18 protein-coding genes, 2 tRNA genes and 1 pseudogene are annotated in these 22,095 nt (G+C 66.7%); 10 read left to right on the top strand and 11 right to left on the bottom strand.

Translation table 11 applies throughout. The features are described 5' to 3' along the window. The first annotated feature begins 40 nt into the window (after positions 1-40). Entirely contained in the window at positions 41-1,720 is a 1,680-nt protein-coding gene (locus GQO94_RS01945; protein WP_198045745.1) for a tetratricopeptide repeat protein, read from the top strand. Between the two features lie 9 nt (positions 1,721-1,729). Here the strand turns inward: GQO94_RS01945 and panB are convergent, their stop codons facing one another. After that, on the bottom strand, positions 1,730-2,602 hold the full coding sequence (panB, locus tag GQO94_RS01940) for a 3-methyl-2-oxobutanoate hydroxymethyltransferase (protein ID WP_156839449.1): 873 nt from the start codon (positions 2,600-2,602) through the stop codon (positions 1,730-1,732). 176 nt (positions 2,603-2,778) lie between these two features. Between panB and GQO94_RS01935 the strand changes: the two genes are divergently transcribed. From GQO94_RS01935 to GQO94_RS01920, 4 genes are all read left to right on the top strand, one after another. Further along, complete coding sequence (locus GQO94_RS01935; protein WP_156839448.1) at positions 2,779-4,332, top strand: amino acid permease; 1,554 nt, start codon at positions 2,779-2,781, stop codon at positions 4,330-4,332. A 107-nt stretch (positions 4,333-4,439) separates the two neighbouring features. After that, complete coding sequence (locus GQO94_RS01930) at positions 4,440-5,267, top strand: hypothetical protein (protein WP_232332714.1); 828 nt, start codon at positions 4,440-4,442, stop codon at positions 5,265-5,267. A gap of 37 nt (positions 5,268-5,304) precedes the next feature. Then, complete coding sequence (locus tag GQO94_RS01925) at positions 5,305-6,921, top strand: DUF6504 family protein (RefSeq protein ID WP_156839497.1); 1,617 nt, start codon at positions 5,305-5,307, stop codon at positions 6,919-6,921. Positions 6,922-6,930: 9 nt separating this feature from the next. After that, complete coding sequence (locus GQO94_RS01920) at positions 6,931-7,479, top strand: GNAT family N-acetyltransferase (protein ID WP_156839447.1); 549 nt, start codon at positions 6,931-6,933, stop codon at positions 7,477-7,479. Here the strand turns inward: GQO94_RS01920 and GQO94_RS01915 are convergent, their stop codons facing one another. Continuing rightward, the gene (locus GQO94_RS01915) at positions 7,480-8,373 is read right to left on the bottom strand and encodes an alpha/beta fold hydrolase (protein WP_156839446.1); all 894 of its coding nucleotides are present in this window, start codon (positions 8,371-8,373) and stop codon (positions 7,480-7,482) included. It lies immediately after the preceding gene. 152 nt (positions 8,374-8,525) lie between these two features. Here GQO94_RS01915 and GQO94_RS01910 point away from each other — a divergent pair, with 152 nt between their 5' ends. From GQO94_RS01910 to GQO94_RS01900, 3 genes are all read left to right on the top strand, one after another. After that, entirely contained in the window at positions 8,526-12,284 is a 3,759-nt protein-coding gene (locus GQO94_RS01910; protein ID WP_156839445.1) for an error-prone DNA polymerase, read from the top strand. A 143-nt stretch (positions 12,285-12,427) separates the two neighbouring features. Continuing rightward, positions 12,428-13,171: an extensin-like domain-containing protein gene (locus GQO94_RS01905; RefSeq protein ID WP_156839444.1), complete on the top strand. Its 744-nt coding sequence runs from the start codon at positions 12,428-12,430 to the stop codon at positions 13,169-13,171. Between the two features lie 163 nt (positions 13,172-13,334). Continuing rightward, a complete protein-coding gene (locus GQO94_RS01900) occupies positions 13,335-13,565 on the top strand; it encodes a hypothetical protein (RefSeq protein WP_156839443.1) in 231 nt (76 codons plus the stop codon). 45 nt (positions 13,566-13,610) lie between these two features. Here GQO94_RS01900 and GQO94_RS01895 read toward each other — a convergent pair whose 3' ends face one another. The 4 genes from GQO94_RS01895 to recJ form a co-directional block, all read right to left on the bottom strand. After that, the gene (locus GQO94_RS01895) at positions 13,611-13,853 is read right to left on the bottom strand and encodes a hypothetical protein (protein WP_156839442.1); all 243 of its coding nucleotides are present in this window, start codon (positions 13,851-13,853) and stop codon (positions 13,611-13,613) included. A 244-nt stretch (positions 13,854-14,097) separates the two neighbouring features. Continuing rightward, positions 14,098-14,172: transfer RNA gene (locus GQO94_RS01890), tRNA-Glu, on the bottom strand. A 28-nt stretch (positions 14,173-14,200) separates the two neighbouring features. After that, positions 14,201-14,275, bottom strand: a tRNA-Glu gene (locus GQO94_RS01885). 105 nt (positions 14,276-14,380) lie between these two features. Then, entirely contained in the window at positions 14,381-16,174 is a 1,794-nt protein-coding gene (recJ, locus tag GQO94_RS01880; RefSeq protein ID WP_156839441.1) for a single-stranded-DNA-specific exonuclease RecJ, read from the bottom strand. A 155-nt stretch (positions 16,175-16,329) separates the two neighbouring features. Between recJ and GQO94_RS01875 the strand changes: the two are divergent. Then, a pseudogene (locus tag GQO94_RS01875) lies at positions 16,330-16,749 on the top strand (flavodoxin family protein); the annotation flags it as partial. Positions 16,750-16,819: 70 nt separating this feature from the next. Continuing rightward, positions 16,820-17,617: a hypothetical protein gene (locus tag GQO94_RS01870; protein ID WP_156839440.1), complete on the top strand. Its 798-nt coding sequence runs from the start codon at positions 16,820-16,822 to the stop codon at positions 17,615-17,617. 48 nt (positions 17,618-17,665) lie between these two features. Here GQO94_RS01870 and GQO94_RS01865 read toward each other — a convergent pair whose 3' ends face one another. The 5 genes from GQO94_RS01865 to GQO94_RS01845 form a co-directional block, all read right to left on the bottom strand. Beyond that, positions 17,666-18,613, bottom strand: coding sequence for an NAD(P)H-dependent flavin oxidoreductase (locus tag GQO94_RS01865; protein WP_156839439.1), 948 nt, complete (start codon positions 18,611-18,613; stop codon positions 17,666-17,668). Positions 18,614-18,747: 134 nt separating this feature from the next. Beyond that, on the bottom strand, positions 18,748-20,412 hold the full coding sequence (gene leuA, locus GQO94_RS01860; RefSeq protein WP_156839438.1) for a 2-isopropylmalate synthase: 1,665 nt from the start codon (positions 20,410-20,412) through the stop codon (positions 18,748-18,750). 211 nt (positions 20,413-20,623) lie between these two features. Next, the gene (locus GQO94_RS01855) at positions 20,624-20,938 is read right to left on the bottom strand and encodes an I78 family peptidase inhibitor (RefSeq protein ID WP_156839437.1); all 315 of its coding nucleotides are present in this window, start codon (positions 20,936-20,938) and stop codon (positions 20,624-20,626) included. After that, the gene (locus GQO94_RS01850; protein WP_156839436.1) at positions 20,925-21,596 is read right to left on the bottom strand and encodes a YceI family protein; all 672 of its coding nucleotides are present in this window, start codon (positions 21,594-21,596) and stop codon (positions 20,925-20,927) included. The genes GQO94_RS01855 and GQO94_RS01850 overlap by 14 nt, the downstream gene beginning before the upstream one ends. Before the next feature lie 65 nt (positions 21,597-21,661). Next, the gene (locus GQO94_RS01845) at positions 21,662-22,072 is read right to left on the bottom strand and encodes a hypothetical protein (RefSeq protein WP_156839435.1); all 411 of its coding nucleotides are present in this window, start codon (positions 22,070-22,072) and stop codon (positions 21,662-21,664) included. Positions 22,073-22,095 lie beyond the last annotated feature (23 nt).

The following is a 22,095-nucleotide window of genomic DNA, read 5'->3' as shown; positions in this document are numbered from 1 at the left end:
CGCTTGGCCGCTGCGGGCCGATCCGCCTTCGACCAGCGAGTTGATCGAGCAAGCCCGCGCGGCCCTCGAACGCGGCGACGGCGTTGATGCCGAAGTCAAGCTCGGCAAGGCGCTCGACGCAGGAGTGCCACCCCAAGCGCTCGCGGCCCTGATGGGGGAAGCGATGCTGGCGCGTGATGCGCCGGACCGGGCGCGACGCTGGCTCGAACCGCAGAATTTCACGGCCGACACCGCCTTCGCCGGCTTTCGCGCGCTGGCACGCCTCGAGCAGCGTGATGGCAACTTGCCTGCCGCCGGCAAGGCCTACGACAAGGCCCTCAAGGTCGATCCCGATGATGCCAGTCTTTGGGTCGAGATCGGGCGGTTGCGCTATCGGGGAGGGCAGCATGCGCTCGCCATCGAGGCGGCGAACCATGCCGTGGCGCTCGATCCGTCGGATACCGCGGCCCTGCTGTTTCGCGGGCAACTCGTGCGCGATGGCTACGGCCTGCGCGCCGCGCTGCCCTGGTTCGAGGCGGCGCTGTCGCAGGATCCGAATGATGTCCCCGTCCTTCTCGAGTACGCCGCGACGCTCGGGGAGCTCAATCGCGCAAGCGAGGCGGTCGTGGTCACGCGACGCGTGCTCGAACTCTCGCCAGGAAATCCGCAGGCCTATTTCCTCCAGTCGGTGATCGCCGCGCGTGCGGGCAATTTCGAGCTTGCCCGCGCTTTGCTGAACCGCACCGGCAACAAGCTCGCAAGCGTCTCGGCGGTCATGTTGTTCGAGGCCACGCTCGAGCTTGGGGCAGGCAACGCAGCGGTGGCCGCCGAGCAGCTCGAGATCTTTCTCGAACGACACCCCGACAACGTCAGGGCGCGTCATCTGCTGGCGCGCGCGCTCTATCTCGGTGGTGAGTATCGATATCTCACACGTCGCATGGCCAGCGCGGTCGCGGATCCGGGTGCCGATCCCTACCTTCTCACCACGGTCGCGCGTGCCTATGAGGTTCTCGGCGAGCGCGAGAATGCCGCGCCTTTGCTCGATCGCGCCGCCGCGCCGCGCACGGCCAGCTTTCGGCCGGAAGCCGACAAGGGCCCGGTCGGCGAACTGCTGGCGCAGGGTCGGTTGCAGGAGGCGCAACGGCTCGCCGAGGCCAGGCGCGCGGCACTACCCGGCAACCGCGAAAACCTGCTTGCCGCCGGCGACGTCCAGCTCGCGCTCGGCAACGCCGCGGAGGCGGACGTTCGCTATGCGGCGGCGGGTGCGATCCGCATGTCGGACGGCCTGCTGCTGCGGCGCTTCCAGGCGACGCTGGCGCGGCAGGACTTCGCCGGGGCGCAGTTGCTCGTGAGAGGCTATCTCCTGCAGACGCCGACCAGTCGCACTGCGCTGCGGCTTGCCGCGATACTCGCGGTGCGCGCGAACGACCTGGCCCGCGCCGAGAGGATCCTCGAATATCTCTCCCAGACCGGCAGCGGCCGCGATGTGCAGCTTCTGGCCGATCTTGCCATGGTCGAGATCGGCGCCGGCGATGCCGCAGAAGGCGAGGTCGAAGCGCAAGGCGCGTATCGCCTGCAGCGCGCCAATCCGGTCGCCAGCCAGGCGCTCGGGCTCGCGCTGGTCGAAGGCGGGCGCAGACCGCAAACGGCCGCGGCCCTGCTCGACAAGGCCCGCGCGATGATGGGGGACAATGCGCTGCTCGCGCAAGCCCGTATCAAGCTTGCCGATTCGCGAGGCTAGGCGCGCCGCTCAGGACTTGGGCTGATAGGTCTGCGCTTCGGTGGGAAAGGCGCGGGAGCGGACTTCGCTGGCATAGTTCGCCGCCGTCTCCGAGATGTATCCCGCCATGTCGCCATAACGTTTCACGAAGCGCGGCACGCGCTCGAACATGCCCAGCATGTCTTCCGTGACGAGCACTTGTCCGTCGCATTGCGCCGATGCGCCGATGCCGATCACGGGCACTTCGACCGCGCCGGTCAGCGCCACCGCGATCGGTTCGACGACGCCTTCCACGACCATCGCGAAGGCGCCCGCATCGGCCACGGCCTTCCCGTCCGCCAGGATCTTCTCGTGCTCCTCCTGGCTGCGTCCGCGTGCGGCGTAGCCGCCCAGCGCATTGACCGCCTGCGGGGTGAGGCCGACATGCGCCATCACCGGAATGCCGCGCGCGGACAGGAACGCGATTGTCTCGGCTATCGCTTGCCCGCCTTCCAGCTTGACTGCCGCGGCTCCGGTCTCGGCCATGATCCGGCTGGCGGCGCGAAAGGCATCCTGCGGGCTCGCCTCGTAGGCGCCGAACGGCATGTCGACGATCACCAGCGCATGATAGCTGCCGCGCACCACGGCTGCGCCATGCGCGATCATCATGTCGAGCGTGACCGGCAGTGTCGAAGGCAACCCGTAGATCACTTGGCCGAGCGAATCTCCCACCAGCAGCATGTCGCAATGCGGATCGAGCAACTGGGCCTGACGCGCGGTATAGGCGGTGAGCATGACCAGCGGCTCGTCGGTTTTGCCGTCTGACTTGCGACGCTTGATCGCGGGTACGGTCAGCCGCTTCATCGGCTGCGGGGTCGGATTGGCACGGCTGGTCGCGGTGTCGAGCTGAAAGGTCGTGGACATGGCGGCGCTTCTAGCGCGCAGGCCGGCCCGGCGCAAAGCGGGTTGATGCAAGGAACGCGATTGGGGGTTAGCGGGCAGGGGGTATTGCGTGCGGGGAAAAAGCGCATAAGCATCTGCGCTTTCCGGCTGATGCGGCGGGCAGTCCGTCGCACGCCCCGGCAGGAGCCCTTTCCCGCATGATCTTCGGACGCGTGAAGCCGCTGGACGCCATTTTGGCGACAGCCGAGAAGAAATCCCTCACGCGCACACTGGGCGCGATCCAGTTAACCCTGCTAGGCGTAGGTGCCATCATCGGCACCGGCATTTTCGTCCTGACGTCGGAAGCCGCGCAGAAGGCGGGGCCCGGCATGATGTGGGCCTTCGTGATCGCGGCGGTTGTCTGCGGCGTTGCGGCGCTGTGCTATTCCGAAATCGCTTCGATGGTGCCCGTGTCGGGCTCGGCATATACTTATACCTACGCGGTCATGGGCGAGCTGCTCGCCTGGATGGTGGGCTGGGCGCTGATCCTCGAATATGCCGTCGCCGCCAGCGCGGTCTCGGTGGGCTGGTCGGGCTACTTCGTCGGCCTGCTCAATTCCTGGGGGATCGCGCTGCCGCCGACCTTGGTGGTCGGACCCTATGCGGGCGGGATCGTCAACCTGCCGGCGCTGGTGATCGCGTTGCTGGTCACGCTGCTGCTGATGATCGGCACCAGCGAGAGCGCGCGAGTCAATGCAGTGCTGGTGACGATCAAGGTGGCTGCGCTCACCGTGTTCATCGCGCTCACTCTGCCGGTCGTGCGTGGAGCCAACTTCGAACCGTTCATGCCCAATGGCTGGTTCGGCAACGGCCAGGGCGCGGGGCTCGGCGCGGTCGGCGCGGCGGCTTCGATCTTCTTCGCCTATGTCGGCTTCGACGCGGTCTCGACCGCGGCCGAAGAAACCAAGAATCCGCAGCGCAACGTGCCGATCGGGCTGGTCGGCAGTCTCGCGATTTGTACCATCTTCTACTTGCTCGTCGCGGCAGGGGCGATTGGCGCGCTGGGCGCACAGCCGGTGTACGGTCCCAACGGCGAAATTCTCGCTCCGGGAACGCCGGAGCTGGCGCAGCAGTGCCAGTCGCTGATCGCGGCGGGGACTGAGCCGTTGGTCTGCTCGCGCGAGGCGCTTGCGCATGTTCTGCGCGAGATCGGATGGGCGCGGATCGGTGACCTGATCGGCGTCGCGGCGTTCCTGGCGCTGCCTTCGGTGATCCTGATCATGCTGTTCGGCCAGACGCGCATCTTCTTCGTGATGGCGCGTGACGGCCTGCTTCCCGAGAAGCTCGCTTCGATCCACCCCAAATGGAAGACGCCGCACATCGTCACGATGATCACGGGTGTTGCGGTGGCCTTCTTCGCCGCCTTCCTGCCGGTCGGTCAGCTGGCCGACATTTCGAACTCGGGCACGCTGTTTGCGTTCTTCATGGTCGCGATCGCGGTGTTGATCTTGCGCCGTACCCAGCCCGATCGGCATCGCCCGTTCCGCACGCCGCTGGTGTGGGTGGTCGCGCCCTTGGCGATCATCGGCACGCTCGGGCTCTATTTCAACCTGCCGTTCGAGGCGAAGATGGTGCTGCCCGTCTGGGGCGGAATCGGCCTCGTGGTCTATTTCCTTTACGGCTATCGCAAGAGCCACGTGGGTCTCGGCCGTGTCGAAGTGCACGAAGACGATCCCGACGCGCCGCCGCAGCCGGTGCCGCCGGTCAACTGATCGGATCATTCGACGACAAGGGGGAAGGGGCCGCAAGGCCCCTTCCTCTTGTGGACCTGTCCCGAGAGGTTCTTGCGCATCGGCGTGCGTGAGAACATAAATAGAACATGGCTCAAGCGACACCCGATTCGATTCCCTCCGAAGCCCCTCCCGCGATCCCCGCGCCCGGGGCTCTCACTGCCGTGCGCAAGGCCGAATGGCGGCCCGGCGAAGTCTCCGACGAAGTGCCCCATGCCGAGATTTTCGCACGCGGCGGCGAGGCGACCGGCACCGCGCTGGCGCTCGCTTTCGCGCGGGACCGGATGCGCGCCGCGCGCCCCGATCCCGTCGCCGATGTGCCGGACGAGCGCATGTGGCTGTGGGTGCAGGACCGTGAGGCGCTACGCCGCTCTGGCCGGCCCTATCGCCCCGGACTGCCGCGGGGCTTGCGCCACCGCCTGATCCACGTCGCCGCCGCGAGCGCGGAAGATGCGCTGTTCGCGCTCGAGGAAGGGCTGCGCTGCCGCGATCTTGCATTCGTGGTAGGGGAAATCGCGGGCAATCCGCGCGCGCTCGACTTCACCGCCTCGCGCCGGCTCAGCCTTGCCGCCGAGCGCCACGGCGTCCCGTTCTGGCTGGTGCGGATCGATGCGCGGCGCGATCTCTCCTCGGCGCGAATGCGCTGGGAGGCCGCCGCCGCCGCCTCGCCACCACCGCGCTGGAACCCGCAGGCGCCCGGCACCCCCACCTGGCGCGCCGAGCTGTTCCGCGCGCGTCGCCACCCGCCGGGAACCTGGACCTTGCGTGACGACGGCGTCCTGGCTGCCGAGCGTCCCGCTGCCGCATCTTCCGAACCGCTCACCATGGTGCCGCACGGCCTGTTCGGCGCGACGATGTCCAGACAGGACAGGCTGGCACGGCAGGAAGGCCAGGAAGCGCGCAGCGAGACCGGCTGACATGCCCGGCCCGCTCCCGCTCCTGCCGCTGAAGGCGATGGGGCGCGAGCCGCCGGCCCCGCCGCATGCGCCGCCGCCCGGCGCGGCGTCCCGCCGAATCCTCGCGATCTGGTGCGCGCGGCTCGCGATTGACCGCTGGCGTCTGAGCGAAGGATTGGCGATGGGCGAGGGCGCCGATGCGGCCCCGCTCGCGCTCATCACCGAGACCGCGCACGGGCCACGCATTGCCGCCGCCAACGACGCGGGGCTCGAAGCAGGCGCGCAGCCGGGGATGATGCTGGCCGATGCGCGTACGCTGTGCCCGCAGCTGGCCGTCGCGCCGTCCGATCCCGCTGGCGACCTCGCTTTCCTCGAAAAGCTCGCGCTCTGGGCGCAGCGCTGGGGACCGTGGAGCGCGCTCGATCCGCCCGACGGACTGATCGTCGACGTCACTGGCGTCGCGCACTTGTTCGGCGGCGAGGAAGGCCTGCTGGCCGATGCCCGCGCCGCTTTCGCGCGCCGTGCGCTGGCGTCGCGCTTCGCCATCGCGCCCACGGCGGGCGCCGCCTGGGCGCTGGCGCATCACGGTCGCGCGGGGGGCGGCCAAAGCGCGATCCTGCGGGCCGAGGACGATGCCGCCGCGCGGCTCGGCGCGCTGCCGGTCGCGGCGCTGCGGCTTGATGACGATACGCTCACCGTGCTGCGCCGATTGGGCCTGAAGCGGCTCGGCGACCTTCATGGCGTTAAGCGCGAGGCGCTGGTGCGGCGCTTCCGCAATCGCCGTTCGGCCGCGGCCAATCCGCTGATCCGCCTGGACCAGTTGCTTGGACGTGTGCCCGAGCCGCTGTTGCCGGTGATCGCAACGCATGCCCCGCTGGCGCAGCGCCGGCTGATGGAGCCGATCCGCCACCGCACGCTGCTCGACCGCGTCGTCGCCGACCTTGCCGAGGACATGGCGCGTCAGCTCGAAGGGCGCGGCCTCGGCGCGCGCCGGCTCGAACTCGGCATGTGGCGCGTCGATGGCGAGGTGGTGGTGCGCCGGGTCGAGATGGCCGCGCCCAGCCGCGCGGCCGCGCACATCGCGAGCCTGTTCGACCGACGGCTTGAGGATGTCGACGCCGGCTTTGGCTTCGAAATGGTGCGCTTGCGTGCCGCCTGGACCGAGCCGCTGGCACTGGTCCAGGCCGATATCGAGCAGGACGGCGAGGGCGACGGACCCGGCACCAGTCTGGCCGCCTGCATCGACCGGCTCGTCGTGCGGCTAGGGATGGAGGCCGTGCGCCGCCCGGTTTCACGCGCGAGCCATATGCCGGAGCGCGCACAACGCTGGCAGGGCCCGCTCGAGCCGGAAAAAACCTCACTGGAGGAGTTCGATTTCCATCACAGGCCTTTGAAAATGCTGGATCGCCCCGAGCATATCGCGGTCATCTACGAGAGCCCCGATGGCCTGCCGCGCAAGTTCCGCTGGCGCGGTACGGTGCACGAGGTGCTGCGCGTCGAAGGACCCGAACGCATCGCGCCAGAATGGTGGCGCGAACGCGGTTCGGCGCGGCTGCGCGATTACTATCGCATCGAGGATGGCGAGGGCCGGCGCTACTGGATCTACCGTAGCGGTATTGCCGGGGACGGGCGCGGCGGCACGCCCGACTGGTTCCTGCAGGGCCTGTTCGGATAGGCTGGGCGCATGCAAACCAGTGTCCACCGATTCGAGGAAGCCGCAGCACGCGGCGATCATCTGCGAACCGCGCGGCTTCGCCTGCGCGTTCCGGTCACGGACGACATCGCCGCGATCCTAGCCATCGCCGGCGACTTCGAGATCGCGCGGCGCGTCGCCCGTGTCCCGCACCCTTATACCGAGGTCGATGCGCGGTTCTTCCTCGATGCGATCGTCCCGCCCGATTGTGTCTGGGCCGTCACCACCGGCGATCCGCTCGCGGTCATCGGCATGATCGGGCTGCATCTCGATCGCGAGACCGGAAAGGCGGAACTGGGGTACTACTTCGCGCGCGATTGCTGGGGTCGGGGCTACGCGACCGAAGCCGCGAGCGCCGTCGCCGCCTATGGCATCGGCTTGCTTGGGCCCGGTACGCTGATGGCGGGCTACTTCACCGACAACCCCGCGTCGGGGCGGGTGCTCGCTAAGATCGGCTTCGTCGAAACCGAAATCGAGATGAAGGAGTGCCTGGCGACCGGAGCCGCCAGACCCTTGGTGCGGATGGTGCTGCCCGCCTGATCAGAGCGGATCGACGGAAAGGCTGTTTGCCGTCACCGCATCGAGAATTTCCTGCCGATCCTCGGCCTTGCGACCCGCAAGGAAGTTGAGCAGATCGCCGATCAGGCGCTGCGTCTGCGTGGCGAAGACGGCGTGCGGCTCGCCATCGTATTCGATCAATTCCGCCTGCGGCACTTTGTCGATCACTTGGTGCGCGGTCGCCTCGATCGGCACGGTCTCATCCGCCGTTCCGTGGATCACCAGCGTCGGCACCTTGAAGTGCGCGAGGTCGGGGCGGAAATCGGTGTAGGCAAAAGCCGCCGCTGATTGCAGCGTGGCGTATTGCCCCGCCTGCATGGTGGTTGCCCAAGCCCAGTGCAGTTCCTCGTCGCTGACCGGATGAGTCAGCATACCTACGCCGTAAAAATCCTTGAAGAAGCCCTTGAAGAAGTGGCGAAAATCCTTCTTCATGCCCTCGGTCATCTCCTGGAACACGCTGTCCGGAACGCCCTGGGGATTGTCGTCGGTTTGGAGCATGTAGGGCACCACCGAGGAGACCAGCACCGCCTGGCTCACGCCCTTGCCGCCATGGCGCGACATGTACCGCGCGATCTCGCCGCCACCCATCGAGAAGCCGACGAGCGCGGCGTCCTGCGTCGCGCCGGTCGCGGCCATGAAGTCGGCAAGATCATCCGAGAACGTATCGTAGTCGTAGCCCTTGGGTGGCTGGTCGGAGCGACCGAAGCCGCGACGGTCGTAAGCGATGGCGCGATAGCCGTTCTCGGCCAGCGCCATCATCACAGGATCCCACGAATCGGCCGACAGCGGCCAGCCGTGGATGAGGATCACGGGGCGGCCTTCGCCCAGCGTCTTGACGTAAAGGCGAGTGGTGTCGCGAGTCTGGATCATGGTCATGGGGGAGTCTCCTTTGCCCCAATAGCGCCCGGTACGCCGGTTCGTTCCGTCTACGGCGCCACCGTGTGCCGGGGGCGGGCCGAAAGGAGACTCGCCTTTGTGATGGACGGAACATATAAGGAACATTTGTCCCTCGAACTTGTTGTCGGAAAATGCCCGAAGGTCCCCTCACACCCGATCCCCGCCGCATCGCGGTCGATCCCGATACGATTCCCGCGCCCCAGCGTGCGGCTTTCGTCGAGCTGGGCGTGGCGACTTGCTTCTCGTTCCTGCGCGGGGCTTCGGATGCGGCCGATCTGGTCGAGACCGCATGGAAGCTCGGCTACGATGCGCTGGGCATTGCCGACGTCAATTCGATGGCAGGTGTCGTGCGCGTGCACACCGAGGCGGCGACGCTGAAGCTGCGGCCGGTGATCGGCTGCCGCGTCGAGACGGTCGAGGGGCTGGCGTTCCTCGCCTATCCCACCGACCGCGCGGCCTACGGGCGGCTGTGCCGGCTGATCTCGGCGGGGCGGATGGGTACGCTATCGGGCGAGTGGCAGGAGAAAGGCGTATGCGAGATCTCGCTGGAGATGCTCGCCGCGCAGGCCGAGGGCGTGCAGTTGATCCTGGTGCCGCCCCGCGATCTGGAGGCGCGATTTACGGTGGCGGTCGAGAGCAACGTCATCCCCCTCCCGCTTGCGGGAGGGGTTAGGGGTGGGCGCGAAACCACGGAAGGTTCGCCGGGCCGGCCTGTCGCTGAGCCCACCCCCGCCCCCTCCCGCAAGCGGGAGGGGAGTATGTTGACCGCCCCCCTCACCGAACTGCTCCCGCACCTGACTCCCCAGTTGCCCACGCTGCGCCACATCGCCGCCTGCTACCTCTACTGCGGCGACGACGTGGCGCGGATCGAGGCGCTCAATGCCATGGCGCGCGAGAACGGCCTCGGCATCCTGGCCACCAACGATGTGCTCTACCACGAGCCCGAACGCCGCCCGCTGCAGGATGTGATGACCGCGATCCGCCATAAGACCACGGTGGCGCGCGCCGGCTTCGCGCTGGAAGCCAATGCAGAGCGACACCTGAAGTCGCCGGACGAGATGGTCCGCCTGTTCGAGCGCTGGCCGCATGCGATCACCGCCGCGCGCGAAGTCGCCGATGCCTGCCGCTTCAGTCTTGATGAGCTGCAATACGAATATCCCGAGGAAATCTGCCCCGGCGGCCTCGAACCGCAGGCGCGGCTCGAGGAACTGACGTGGCAGGGTGCCGATGGCCGCTACCCGGCCCATCTCTATTCGGGGGGCGTGCCCGAAACCGTGCGCGACACGCTGCGGCGCGAACTGGCACTGATCGCGAAGCTGCAGCTCGCAAGGTACTTTCTAACTATCAAGGATATCGTTGATTTCGCTCGGAATCAGGATCCGCCGATCCTGTGTCAGGGGCGCGGTTCGGCGGCCAATTCGGCGGTCTGCTATTGCCTCGAGATCACGGCGGTCGACCCGGCCAAGCACGCGCTGCTGTTCGACCGCTTCATCTCGGAGGAGCGCAAGGAGCCGCCCGATATCGACGTCGATTTCGAGCACGAACGGCGCGAGGAAGTGATCCAATACATCTATGCCAAGTACGGCCGTGCCCGCGCCGGCTTGTGCGCGACCGTGATCCACTATCGCCCGCGCATGGCGATCCGCGAAGTCGGCAAGGCGATGGGCCTTACCGAAGACGTCACCGCCGCGCTGTCACGCACCGTGTGGGGCGGGTGGGGGAACGAGATCGGCGAGAAGCATGTCTCCGAAACCGGCATGGACGTAACCGATCCCCACTTAAGGCGTGTTCTTAAGTTGACCCAGCAAATGATAGGGATGCCTCGCCACTTGGGCCAGCATGTCGGTGGCTTCATCCTAACCCAGGGACCGCTGACCGAGACCGTGCCGATCGGCAACGGCGCCATGCCCGATCGCAGCTTCATCGAGTGGGACAAGGATGACATCGACGCGCTCGGCATCCTCAAGGTCGACGTGCTGGCGCTGGGGATGCTGACCTGCATCCGCAAATGCCTCGATCTGCTGGGCGCGCACCATGGCCGCGAGCTGACGCTCGCCACCGTCCCGCGCGAGGACCCGGAGGTCTACGCGATGCTGCGCAAGGGCGATTCGCTCGGCGTGTTCCAGGTCGAGAGCCGCGCGCAAATGAACATGCTGCCGCGCCTGCGTCCGCGCGAGTTCTACGATCTGGTCATCCAGGTGGCGATCGTGCGCCCCGGTCCGATCCAGGGCGACATGGTCCATCCCTACCTCAAGCGGCGGCGCGGCGAGGAGCAGGTGCGGATCCCCGCGCCGGCGCCCGAACACGGCCCGCCCGACGAATTGTCGAGCATTCTCGAACGCACCTTGGGCGTGCCGATCTTCCAGGAGCAGGCGATGAAGATCGCGCTCGATGCGGCGAAGTTCTCGAGCGTGGAAGCGAACCGGTTGCGCAAGGCGATGGCGACCTTCCGCTCGCGCGGAATGGTTGACGAGTTGCAGGACATGATGGTCGATCGCATGGTCGCGCGCGGCTACGATCCCGACTTCGCGCAACGCTGCTTCAACCAGATCCGCGGTTTCGGCGAATACGGTTTTCCCGAAAGCCACGCGGCAAGCTTTGCCCACCTCGTCTACGTTTCGAGCTGGCTCAAGTGCCACTTTCCGGCGGCTTTCGGCTGCGCGCTGCTCAATTCGCAGCCGATGGGGTTCTATGCGCCGGCGCAGATCGTGCGCGATGCGCGCGAGCATGGCGTGATGGTGCTGCCGGTTGATGTGAACGCGAGTGCGTGGGATTGCACGCTGGAGGTTGTGGAGGATGCGGCAGCCCACCCCGTTGCGACTAGCGCCCGCTGCGCGGACGCAAGTCTCACTGCCCCTCCCGCAAGCGGGAGGGGAGCGAGGCTTGGCGAGCCACAGGCGAGCTTAGCCGCAGCGGGGTGGGCCGGGGCGCATGCCAAGCAGAACTGCCCCGTCGCCTTGCGCCTAGGTCTGCGCCAGATCGACGGCTTCCCCGAGGCCGCCGCCGCGCGTCTCTTTGCCGCGCGCGAGGAGGGCGGCGCCTTCGCCGATGTCGCCGCGCTGCGCGAGCGGGCGGGGCTTTCGCCTGCGCTGATCGAGCGGCTAGCGTCCGCCGACGCTTTCGGCTCGATCGCGCTGGGGCGGCGGCAGGCCTTGTGGGAGGCGCGCAGCCTGATCGCCGGGCCAGATTTGCCGCTGTTCGCGGCGGCACAGGCTCGGGACGAAGGCGCGGAACGCACCGCGACACAGCTGCCCCGGATGCCGCTCAGCGAGGAAGTGGTAGCCGACTACCAGACCCAGCGCTTGTCGCTGAAGGCGCACCCGATGGCCTTCCTGCGTGCCAGCCTTGCCGAGCGCGGCTTCGTCCGCGCCTGCGACCTTCGCAGCCGCAAGTTCCGCGCGATGGTGCAAGTGGCAGGCGTGGTGCTGATCCGCCAGCGGCCGGGTTCGGCCAAGGGGGTGTGCTTCATCACGCTGGAGGATGAGACCGGGGTGGTGAACCTGGTGGTCTGGCCCGATCTCAAGGAGAAGCAGCGCAAGGTGGTGATGGGCGCGCGGCTGATGGAAGTGCGCGGCCGGGTCGAATACGACGATGAAGTGATCCACGTGATCGCCGCGCACATGACCGATGCCACGCAGGAACTGCATCGTTTGTCCGAGGATCTGCTGCCCGCGCATCTGGCACGCGCCGATCACGTCAACAGCCCGCTGCCTTCGGGCAAGCGCAATCCGCGCGACAACTTGCGCGAAGGCGCCGAGGATCCTTTCGCGCCGGTCGAGCCCTGGCAGCCACCCGGCCCGGGCAATCGCGAATGCGGCTTCCATCAGGGCCACCCGCGCGACGTCCGCGTGATCCCGCGCGTGCTGCCCAAGTCCCGCGACTTTCATTGACCGGGCAGAGCCGGTCACGGTGCCGCACGGATGCCCGACCGCCTGAACCCCGCTGGCTCGAACCGCGGCATCGGGTCGACGAACTTTCGGCATGACGCGCGGCGGGTTCGCAACCCGAAAGGCCGATGAGGCGTTGCTGACGAGTGGGCAGATATGGACAGCGCCGGCGGCCGCCGATCGATGGCTGGATCTTCGCCCTCTTCGTGCTCGCGGCGCTGCTGCTGTTCGCCCGCGCCTGGCTGCACGATCATCCCGAGCATGACCCGTGGGCTCCGCTGGACATCGCCGATCCCGCCGGGTGGGCCACATCGCGCAAGCTTTCGGCCTTGCGGGACGAACCCGGCGCATGCCGGGCCTTTCTCGAACGCAGCGACATAGGCTTCGAAAGCCTCGATCCAGCGGGGGAGGGGACCTGCCGCAGAGCCGATCGCGTGGTGCTGGAAAACGATCGCGCTTCCGGCCTCGTCTTCCAACCCGGCGCGCCGCCCGCCACGTGCGCCGTCCACGCGGCGCTGGCGTGGTGGATGCGGCACGAGGTGCAGCCTGCGGCAGAAACCATTCTGGGATCGCGCGTCGTCGCGATGGAGCATCTCGGTACGGCGAACTGCCGTCGAATCGGCGGCGGGGACAGCGGCAACTGGAGCGAACACGCCACCGGCAATGCGATCGACATTGCCGGATTCGTGCTCGCGGACGGTCGCCGGATTCGCGTACTCGCAGACTGGAAGGGGACGGACGAGGATGCCGCCAGCTTCCTGCGAACGGCCCGCGACGGGGCCTGCCTCGTCTTCTCGACCGTGCTTTCGCCCGAATACAATGCCGCGCATGCCGATCACTTCCATCTGGATCAGGCGGGCCGCATGGCGGGTTGGTCCGCTTGCCGCTAAAGCGTCGGACGAGGAGCGCGAAACTGCGACTTCGAAATGTCGATAAGTGGCTTGGCCGCTGACGACGACCGCTTGCTTCGATCGGTTAACGATGACACCAGACCCTGAGTTTCTACGTAACGTTCGAACTGCCAGATCCGGACGTCAGACAAGGAGCAACAGGTTGTCACTGATCGATCGGGTGCACAAAGTCGTGGCCGATACCGGTGCCGTGACCCGTCAGGACAGCGAGGCCATGGCGAAAGCGGCGGTCGCGACAGTCTTCAACTGGCTGCACGATCCCACCACCGCTTCGTTCGCGAAAGCGGCGCGCAAGTCACGAGTCTCGCCTGCGACGTGCGAAAAGGTGTGGGTGGCGATGTTGGACGAAATCCGCCGCGAGGCGGGGATCTAGCCGTCGCTCTGCACCCGTGCCGCGTCCCCGTCGTTGCTCCGACGGCTAGCGAATGTCCTTCTGCGGTACGCGCGGCCTGGAAGATCCGGCGGCGCTCACGTCTGCATCGTGCCCGCTCTTGTCGCTGAAAAAGGCCAACGCGAAGAGACCGCATCCCAACAGCACCGAGAAGAAGACCCCCAGGATGGTGGCGATCACTGCGTGCAGACTCCAAGCATCCATCGCCCAGATATAGGTCAGCGCCGCCGCGACCATCAGCACCCCGACAATCACGATCCAAAGCGCCATGCGTCGCAGCTCGAGAACTGCGCTCTTTCTGTTCTTTTCCATGATGACTTACCTATGCACCTGCTGGGGCCACGGTCGCCAATGCGGATTTGTTTTGACCGGGAAAGCGACGCTTGCCGGCGCGTTCGCATGGAACTGCGCGGAAAGCACCTAGGACTCTGCATGGAGCGGGAGGTGTCAGGCGGAAGCTCGTCGCAGCTGCAGGAAGGGAAGCGACAAGCTTCACTGCTCAGGTCGTGCTGCCTGGTGACCCCTACGGGAATCGAACCCGTGTTTCAGCCGTGAGAGGGCCGCGTCCTGACCGCTAGACGAAGGGGCCGCACGAAGGCGGCTTTGCTGCGCCGGTATGGTGACCCCTACGGGAATCGAACCCGTGTTTCAGCCGTGAAAGGGCCGCGTCCTAACCGCTAGACGAAGGGGCCATGCCGGTCTGCAGCAAAAGCAGGCCGCGCCTTTAGGCAAGCGGGGTGGAGGGGTCAAGTCCCGGGAGGGGAATAATCGGACAGGAGCGGCGCGAAGGTGATGCCTCAGTCCGCCCAGGCGGCATCGTCGATCAGCAATTCGGCCTGCACGCGCGCACCCCAATCGTCGATCTTCGGGCGGCCGGCGAGCCACAAGCGGCGATCGCCCTTGGCATGAAGCAAGGTTTGCCCAAGCTCGCTTTCCTCGGCGCGGAAGGCGATCGCTTTGAGGCGCTGGCCATCCGCGCCGCTGGTGATAAGCCGCACGTGCCCGTTGCCCACGACGTCCGCCTTGACGATCCGCAAGGGCCCCACCGCGACTCTGGGGCCGGGCCAGCCCATGCCATAGGGCCCCGCGCTTTCGAGCGTCTCGACCAGCATCGGCGTCAGTCCGGCGGGTGCCACCGCGAGATCGAGCGCCACGCTGCGGCTCCAAGCCGCCGCCGCGACATCCGCGCCGAGCCGGTCATCGAGCCAATCGGCCAAGGCGTCGATCTTGTCCGCGCTCACGGTGAGTCCCGCGGCCATGGCGTGACCGCCGCCGGCCACCAGCAGGCCGGCTTCGCGCGCGGCGATGATCGCGGCGCCCAGATCGACGCCGGGGATCGAGCGGCCCGATCCCTTCCCTTGCGAATCGAGGCCGTCGCTATCGTCGAGCGCGATCACCAGCACCGGCTTACCGGTTTTTTCCTTGATCCGGCCTGCGACGATGCCGATCACCCCGGGGTGCCAGCCTTTGCCGGCGACCACGGCGACCGCGCGGTTGTGCTGCGCCGCAAGGAGGTTTTCGGCCGCTTCCTGAACTTCCGCTTCGATTGCGCGGCGTTCTTCGTTGAGCTGCGACAGCTGCGCGGCGATCGCGCGCGCTTCCTCGGGATCGGTCGTCGTCAGCAAGCGCACGCCGAGCGTGGCTTCGCCGACTCTGCCGCCCGCATTGATCCGGGGGCCCAGCGCGAAGCCGAGGTCGCTGCAAGTCGGCGCGCGGCTCAAGCGGCTGGCATCGACCAGCGCCGCCATGCCGACGTTCTCGCGCCGCGCCATGACCTTGAGCCCTTGGGCGACGAAGGCGCGGTTCAGCCCATGCAGCGCGGCGACGTCGGCCACAGTGCCGAGCGCCACGAGATCGAGCAGCGCGAACAAGTCGGGCTCGGCGCGAGCCTCGAAATAGCCGCGCTGGCGCAAGGTGCGCACCGTCGCGATGGCGAGCAGGAAGGCGACGCCGACGGCTGCGAGATGGCCGTGCCCCGCACCGATCTCGCTTTCGTCGAGGCGGTTCGGATTGACCAGCGCGGCGGTGAGCGGCAGTTCGCTGGCGCACTTGTGGTGATCGACGACGATCACGTCGACGCCTTCGGCATGTGCCATCGCCAAGGCATCGTGCGCCATCGCGCCGCAATCGACCGTGACGATGAGGCTCGATCCCTCGCGCGCGAGCCGGACGAGCGCCTCGCCCGATGGGCCGTAGCCTTCGAGCAGGCGGTCGGGAATGTAGTAGCGCGCGTCGTGCCCAAGCATGCGCAGCAGGCGGATCAGCAGGGCCGCGCTGGTGGCGCCGTCGACGTCGTAATCGCCGTAAACGGTGACTTGCTCGTGGGTCATCACCGCTTGCGCCAGACGGTCGGCGGCCTGATCCATGTCGCGCAGCGCCGAAGGATCGGGGAGGAATGCACGCAGGGACGGCGTGCGCTGCCGGTCGAGATCGTCGCGTGCAATTCCGCGCGAAAGCAGCAGTTGCGAGACGATATCGTCCTCGAGGCCGAAGCCCTGATCGCCGAGCTCCATGTTGCCGCCGCGCCAGCGCCAGCTCTTGCCAGTGATTGAGGTGCGAATGGCGGAGATGGACAAGGATGCCTGAGCCATGCCGTCCTCGCTAAGCCATGCGGCGGTCGCGCGGAAGGGGCTTACGCAGGTTGTCATCAGCCACGTGTCGTGCGACCGAGCCTCGCGGGCACAGCGAGGGAGGCGGTATCACGCTTGCGATCATCTGGCACAGCCGAACCGGCGCATCAGAAGCCATGGCGCGCGCGGCGGCTGCAGGGGCGGGTGGTTCGGCCCGGCTGCTGCCCGCGGCGGACGTTGTCCCGGATGACCTGCTGAAAGCGGGGGGCCTGCTGTTCGTCTGCCCGGAGAATCTCGCATCGATGTCCGGCCTGATGAAGGAGATGTTCGACCGCACGTATTATCCGGTGCTGGGGCGGATCGAGGGTCGGCCTTATGCGACCGCGATCGCGGCGGGGTCGGATGGCACGGGCGCGCAGGCGCAGATCGACCGGATCGCGAAGGGATGGCGGCTGCGTCGTGTCGCCGAACCGTTGATCGTGAACCTTGCCGCGCAGACACCGGAGGCTATTCTCGCACAAAAGACGCTGAGCGAGGCGGCCACAAAGCAATGCGCCGAGCTTGGCGAGGCCTTTGCACAAGGGCTGGAAATGGGCAATCTTCTGATTGGACGAGGCTGGGTCGATGGCTTTTACAGGTTCCGCACCGCGCATGGGGCAAGCGCCTATGTCACTGCCAGAAGTCGAATCCGGGCCGTTTCGGGGTAACGAGAGGCTGGGAAGGAATACCGGCGAAGCGGCGTTGTCGCTCTTTTTCAGACCGGACGAGCGGCCGGATGAAGCCGGGTTCGAAACCGCGCTGGGCGAAGCGCGTTCCGGGCGAGCCGTCGCCAGGATCAGCCATCGCAGCGCGGACGAAACCGGTAGAGTGGAACTGCTTTGCAGCGGCATGACCTTCGATGTTGCCGTGCTGACGCCAGGCGCTCCCTGCGATGCCGCAATTTCCCGGATCCGTTACGGGTTCGAACCCGAGCGCGATCTGGAGCCCCTGCAAGCGATCACGATCGCACCCGGGCCGCACCTCGCATCCGCAGGAGGCATGCCGTCCGTGGTGCGCGCGATGTGCGGAATTGCCGCGAGCGTCATCGGCCCGCTCGCTGTGCAGGCGGTGGGCTATGGTCCCGCGCAAACCTTGATGGAGCCGGGCTATTTCATGCGGGTCAGCGAAACCTGGCTTAAGGGCGGGCCGTTTCCCGCGCTGGGCCTGACCGCTCTGCTGCCGAACGACGATGGCTCGGTGCGAAGCCAGGGCCTCGCGCATTTCCTGGGCCAGGAATTGCAAGTGCAGCCGGCCTCGGGCGATGCACCCGCCACAACCTTGCGCACGGCAATCCGCCTGGTCGATCATTTGATGCGGTCGGGGGTGCCAAACGATCCGATCAGGATCGAACTCGGGGACGAGGGCGCGGTCTTTGTCGAACCCTCGCGCTTCGGCAAATTGCTGCTGGTGTGGTGCGGGGCCTGACGGGCGACCCGAACCGGTCAGCGATACCTGGCAAGCGCCCCGCCAAGCTTACGCGCGCGTGACGGCCGCCAGCGACCCGATTGCCTGAAGGTATTCGCGTTCGAAACGGGTGACGCGCTCGGCCACACTGGTGACGCTGTCGATCGTAGCGAGGCCTTGGCCTGCGCCCCAGATATCCTTCCACGCCTTGGCGTCCAGGTTGCCGCCAGAACCGAAGTTCAGCGCACTCTGATCGCTCGGGGGCAAGTTATCGGGATCCAGACCCGCTGCGGCAATCGAGGCCCGCAAGTAGTTGCCGTGGACGCCGGTGAAGAGGTCGGAATAGACGATGTCCGAGGCGCCGGCCGCGACGATCGCTTGCTTGTAATCGGCCACTGCATTGGCTTCGGTCGTCGCGATCCAGGGCGAGCCGATATAGGCGAAGTCCGCCCCCAGCGCTTGCGCAGCGAGGATCGAGCGGCCGCAAGCAATGGCGCCCGACAGAGCGATCGGACCGTCGAACCAGGCGCGGATCTCTTGCATCAAGGCAAACGGTGATTGCGTGCCGGCATGCCCGCCCGCCCCGGCAGCGACGGCGATCAGGCCGTCCGCGCCTTTCTCGACCGCCTTGTGTGCGAACCGATCGTTGATCACGTCATGGAACACCAGGCCGCCCCAGCCGTGGACCGCGTCATTCACCTCGACATTCGCGCCGAGCGAGGTGATCACCAGCGGCACGCGATACTTCTCGCACAGCGCCAGATCCTGCTCGAGCCGCGTGTTGGTCTTGTGGACGATGAGATTGACCGCATAGGGAGCGGCGCAGTCGGCGGTCTCCTCCGAGATCCTCGCCAGCCATTCGTCGAGCTGGCTTGCGGGCCGGGCGTTGAGCGCGGGGAAACTGCCAACGATACCTGCGCGGACTTGCGAAATGACGAGGTCTGGCGTCGAAACGATGAACATCGGCGCCGCGATCACCGGAATGCGCAAATCCTTGAGCAGAGCAGGTACGGGCATGCTGTCATCCATTTAATCGTGCGGTTAATTCGCCGCATAGGCGAAAGACGCAGCGCCTGTCGAGCGGTCCCCGTGCTGCCAGCCATGCTACGGTCACGTCGATCAAGGGACACCCCGGGACCCGCTGCGCCGGCTCAGGCGTTGGCGGCGCTAAGCACGGCGCGGACGCTGGCGGTCGCGATATCCTCGTCGATGCCCACACCCCACACCGTCGAGCCATCGGGGCGCAGGCATTCGACATAAGCCGCCGCGCGCGCATCCGAGCTCTTGCCCATCGAGTGCTCGGCGTAGTCGCGCACTTCCAGATTGACGCCGAAGCTTTCCCGGAGCGTCGCCACGACCGACGAGATCAGGCCGTTGCCACGTCCCGAGACGGTCTGCTCCTGGCCATCGACGCCGATCTTGCCGGTGAAGATGCGGCTGCCATCGGGCGCGCGGGCTTCTTCGTATTCGATGAGGTGGAAGTGCTGCGGATCGTCCAGGCGATAGGCCTTGCGGAACACCGACCAGATGTCGCCTGCCTGCAGTTCGCGGCCCAGTTCGTCGGCCAGTTCCTGGACATGGCTGGAGAAATGCGCCTGCATGCGCTTGGGCAGCTTGATCCCCTGATCCTGCTCGAGCACCCAGGCGAAACCGCCCTTGCCCGACTGGGAATTGACGCGGATTACGGCCTCATAATTGCGGCCGAGATCGGCGGGATCGATCGGCAGGTAAGGCACCGACCAGAACTGATCGTTGCGCTGTTCCTGCGCGGCGAAACCCTTCTTGATCGCATCCTGGTGCGAGCCCGAAAACGCGGTGAACACCAGTTCGCCGCCATAGGGATGCCGCTCAGGCACTTTGAGCTGGTTGCAGTATTCGACCGTGCGGATGACCTCGTCGATGTCCGAGAAGTCGAGCCCGGGATCGACGCCCTGCGTGTACATGTTGAGCGCCACGGTCACCAGGCAGCAGTTGCCGGTACGCTCGCCGTTGCCGAACAGGCAGCCCTCGACGCGATCGGCTCCGGCCATCAGTCCCAGCTCCGCCGCCGCGACGCCGGTGCCGCGATCGTTGTGCGTGTGCAGGCTGATTATCGCGCTCTCGCGGTTGGGCAGGTTGCGGCAGAAATACTCGATCTGGTCCGCGTAGATGTTGGGCGTCGCCGCCTCGACCGTGGCGGGCAGGTTGAGAATGATCGGATGTTCGGGTGTCGGCTGCAGAATTTCCATCACCGCTTCGCAGCACTCGATCGAGAAATCGAGCTCGGCGGTCGAGAACGTCTCGGGGCTGTATTCGACGTGCCACTTGGTCTGCGGATACTTGGCGATCTGGTCGCGGATGACCTTGGCCCCGTTCTCGGCAATGCCGCGGATCTCGTGGCGCTCCATGCCGAACACCACTTGCCGCCAGAGCGGGGACACCGCGTTGTAGACGTGGACGATGCCGGCGTGAACGCCCGCCAGGCTTTCGAACGAGCGCTCGATCAGGTCCTGCCGCGACTGGGTGAGAACCTGCACCAGCACGTCTTCGGGGATCTTGCCGGAATCGACGAGCCCGCGGATGAAATCGAATTCGGTCGCGCCTGCGCTCGGAAAGCCGACTTCGATCTCTTTCACGCCGATCTTGACGAGCAGCTCGAAGAAGCGGTTCTTCTTTTCTGCGCCCATCGGATCGATCAGCGCCTGGTTGCCGTCACGCAGGTCGGTCGAAAGCCAGCGCGGCGCGGCTTCGATGGTGCGCGTGGGCCATTGCCGGTTCGGCAGTTCGATCTGCGGGAACGGGCGGTATTTGACCTGGGGGTCTTTCAGCATCGTCATGGATAGTCTCGCTCGGGAATTCTTCGACTTGGATGGCAATTCAGTCCCTTGGGCGCCGAGCGCGCCGTCAGGAACGACGCATCACCTCACGCCCAAGGGCGCGTAAGTCGAAGAAGAAGGCCAAGCTGGTAGGTCATGCATGGTCCCTATGGGCACCGGCACAAGGCTTGTAAAGGGGCGGACGCGAAAGCGGGGATCGACTTTGGCGCGATCAACCGCAGCGAATGCGCACGATGCGGCCTTCGGCATCGGTCTCGACATTGAGGCGATCGGGCCTGAAGTCCATGGTCACCACATCATCCGGACCGATGACGCGCACGCGGCCTTCGCCGGCGGCTTCGCGAATGCGGGCTTCGACGGAGCCTGTCGCGACTGCGCCGAGGTAGCCCTGCAGCGCCTGCGCGCCGCATTCGTCGGATGCGGGCATCGCTTCGGAAGAACCGCCCGGTCGCTCGGTGCCGGCGCAGCCTGCGAGCGCGAGCGCCGCAAGACTGCCGGCAGCGATCGCGATCCTATTTCTGCGCATTCGTCTCGCTCTTGGTGAAGGCCGCGGCGATTTTCAGTTCAACCGTGTCCGAAACCAACGGGACCGCAAAGCCGAGCCCGAAATCGCTGCGCATAATCGACGCGGTCGCCTCGAAGCCGACATTTTCCTGCCCGCGCATCGTGCCCGCGCCGTAGAAGTGGGTATCGAGCGTTACCGGGCGAGTAAAGCCATTGAGCGTGAGGTCGCCGGTGATCTGAGCGGTATCGTCGCCGGTCTTCTCCACCTTGGTCGATACGAACTTCGCGTCCTGCGGATTGGCACCGAAGAAGTCGGGCTTGCCGCTGCCTTCGGCCGGCTTGAGGAGATGCTCGTTCAGCCCTTCGCTAGCCGTGGTCACTTTGGCGACCGGGATCGTGACGTCGACCTTGGCGGCCTCGGGGTTGGAGGGATCGAGCTGCAAGGTGCCATCGATCGAACCGAACAGGCCGAAATAGGGCGAAAAGCCCATGTGATCGACGCTCCACTCGACCAGAGTGTGCTGGGGATCGGCCTGATACGTGCCGCCGCTGATGCGCGAGACTTCGGCGGCGCCCGGGGCCTGGCTGGGTGCCGCAGGTTCGCTCTGCGCGGCGAGCAGGGGGACGCTGGCGATGAGGGCCAATGTGCAGGCGGCGGTGGCGATGCGATTGCGATGCATATCTCGAGATCCTTGCTACTGGCGGTTACTTCTTCGACCGTTGCTGCGTTGCCGAGTTCCCTCCGTCAACCGCAGCGCAAGTCGCGCACGGTCTGCGTATAGTCGATCATCACGCGCAGACGGTCGGGTCGTGCTTTGGCGTTCGCCGATCCGCCGGGCTGCACGAATTCTATACCGCCGGGGGCCTTGTCGCCAACAGCTTCGGTGATCTTCGCGCGAATATCGGGGCTGTCGGTCTGTCCGACGAAGTCCTTGGCAAGCCGCGCACCGCAGCTCGAAGACGCAGGATCGGTGACGGTGCCCGGCTCCATCGGCGCTTCGGGAACAGGCGTCGCGTCGACCTGCATCGCCGGGGGCGAACCCTGGATGCGGCTCGCGAAGTCGTCCTCGGCGGTTTCGGACGGAGACTGATTGCAGGCGGACAAAGCAAAGGCCGGCGTCAGCAGAGACACCATGGCGAGGTTGCGAAAACGCATGGGAGAAACTCCGCGAGGCGCGC

Origin of the sequence: Novosphingobium aquimarinum (assembly GCF_009746585.1) — a bacterium.
In the GTDB taxonomy this organism is placed as follows: Bacteria; Pseudomonadota; Alphaproteobacteria; order Sphingomonadales; family Sphingomonadaceae; genus Novosphingobium; species Novosphingobium aquimarinum.
The sequence above is the reverse complement of the archived record's forward strand: the minus strand, read 5'-3'. Positions and strand labels throughout refer to the sequence as shown.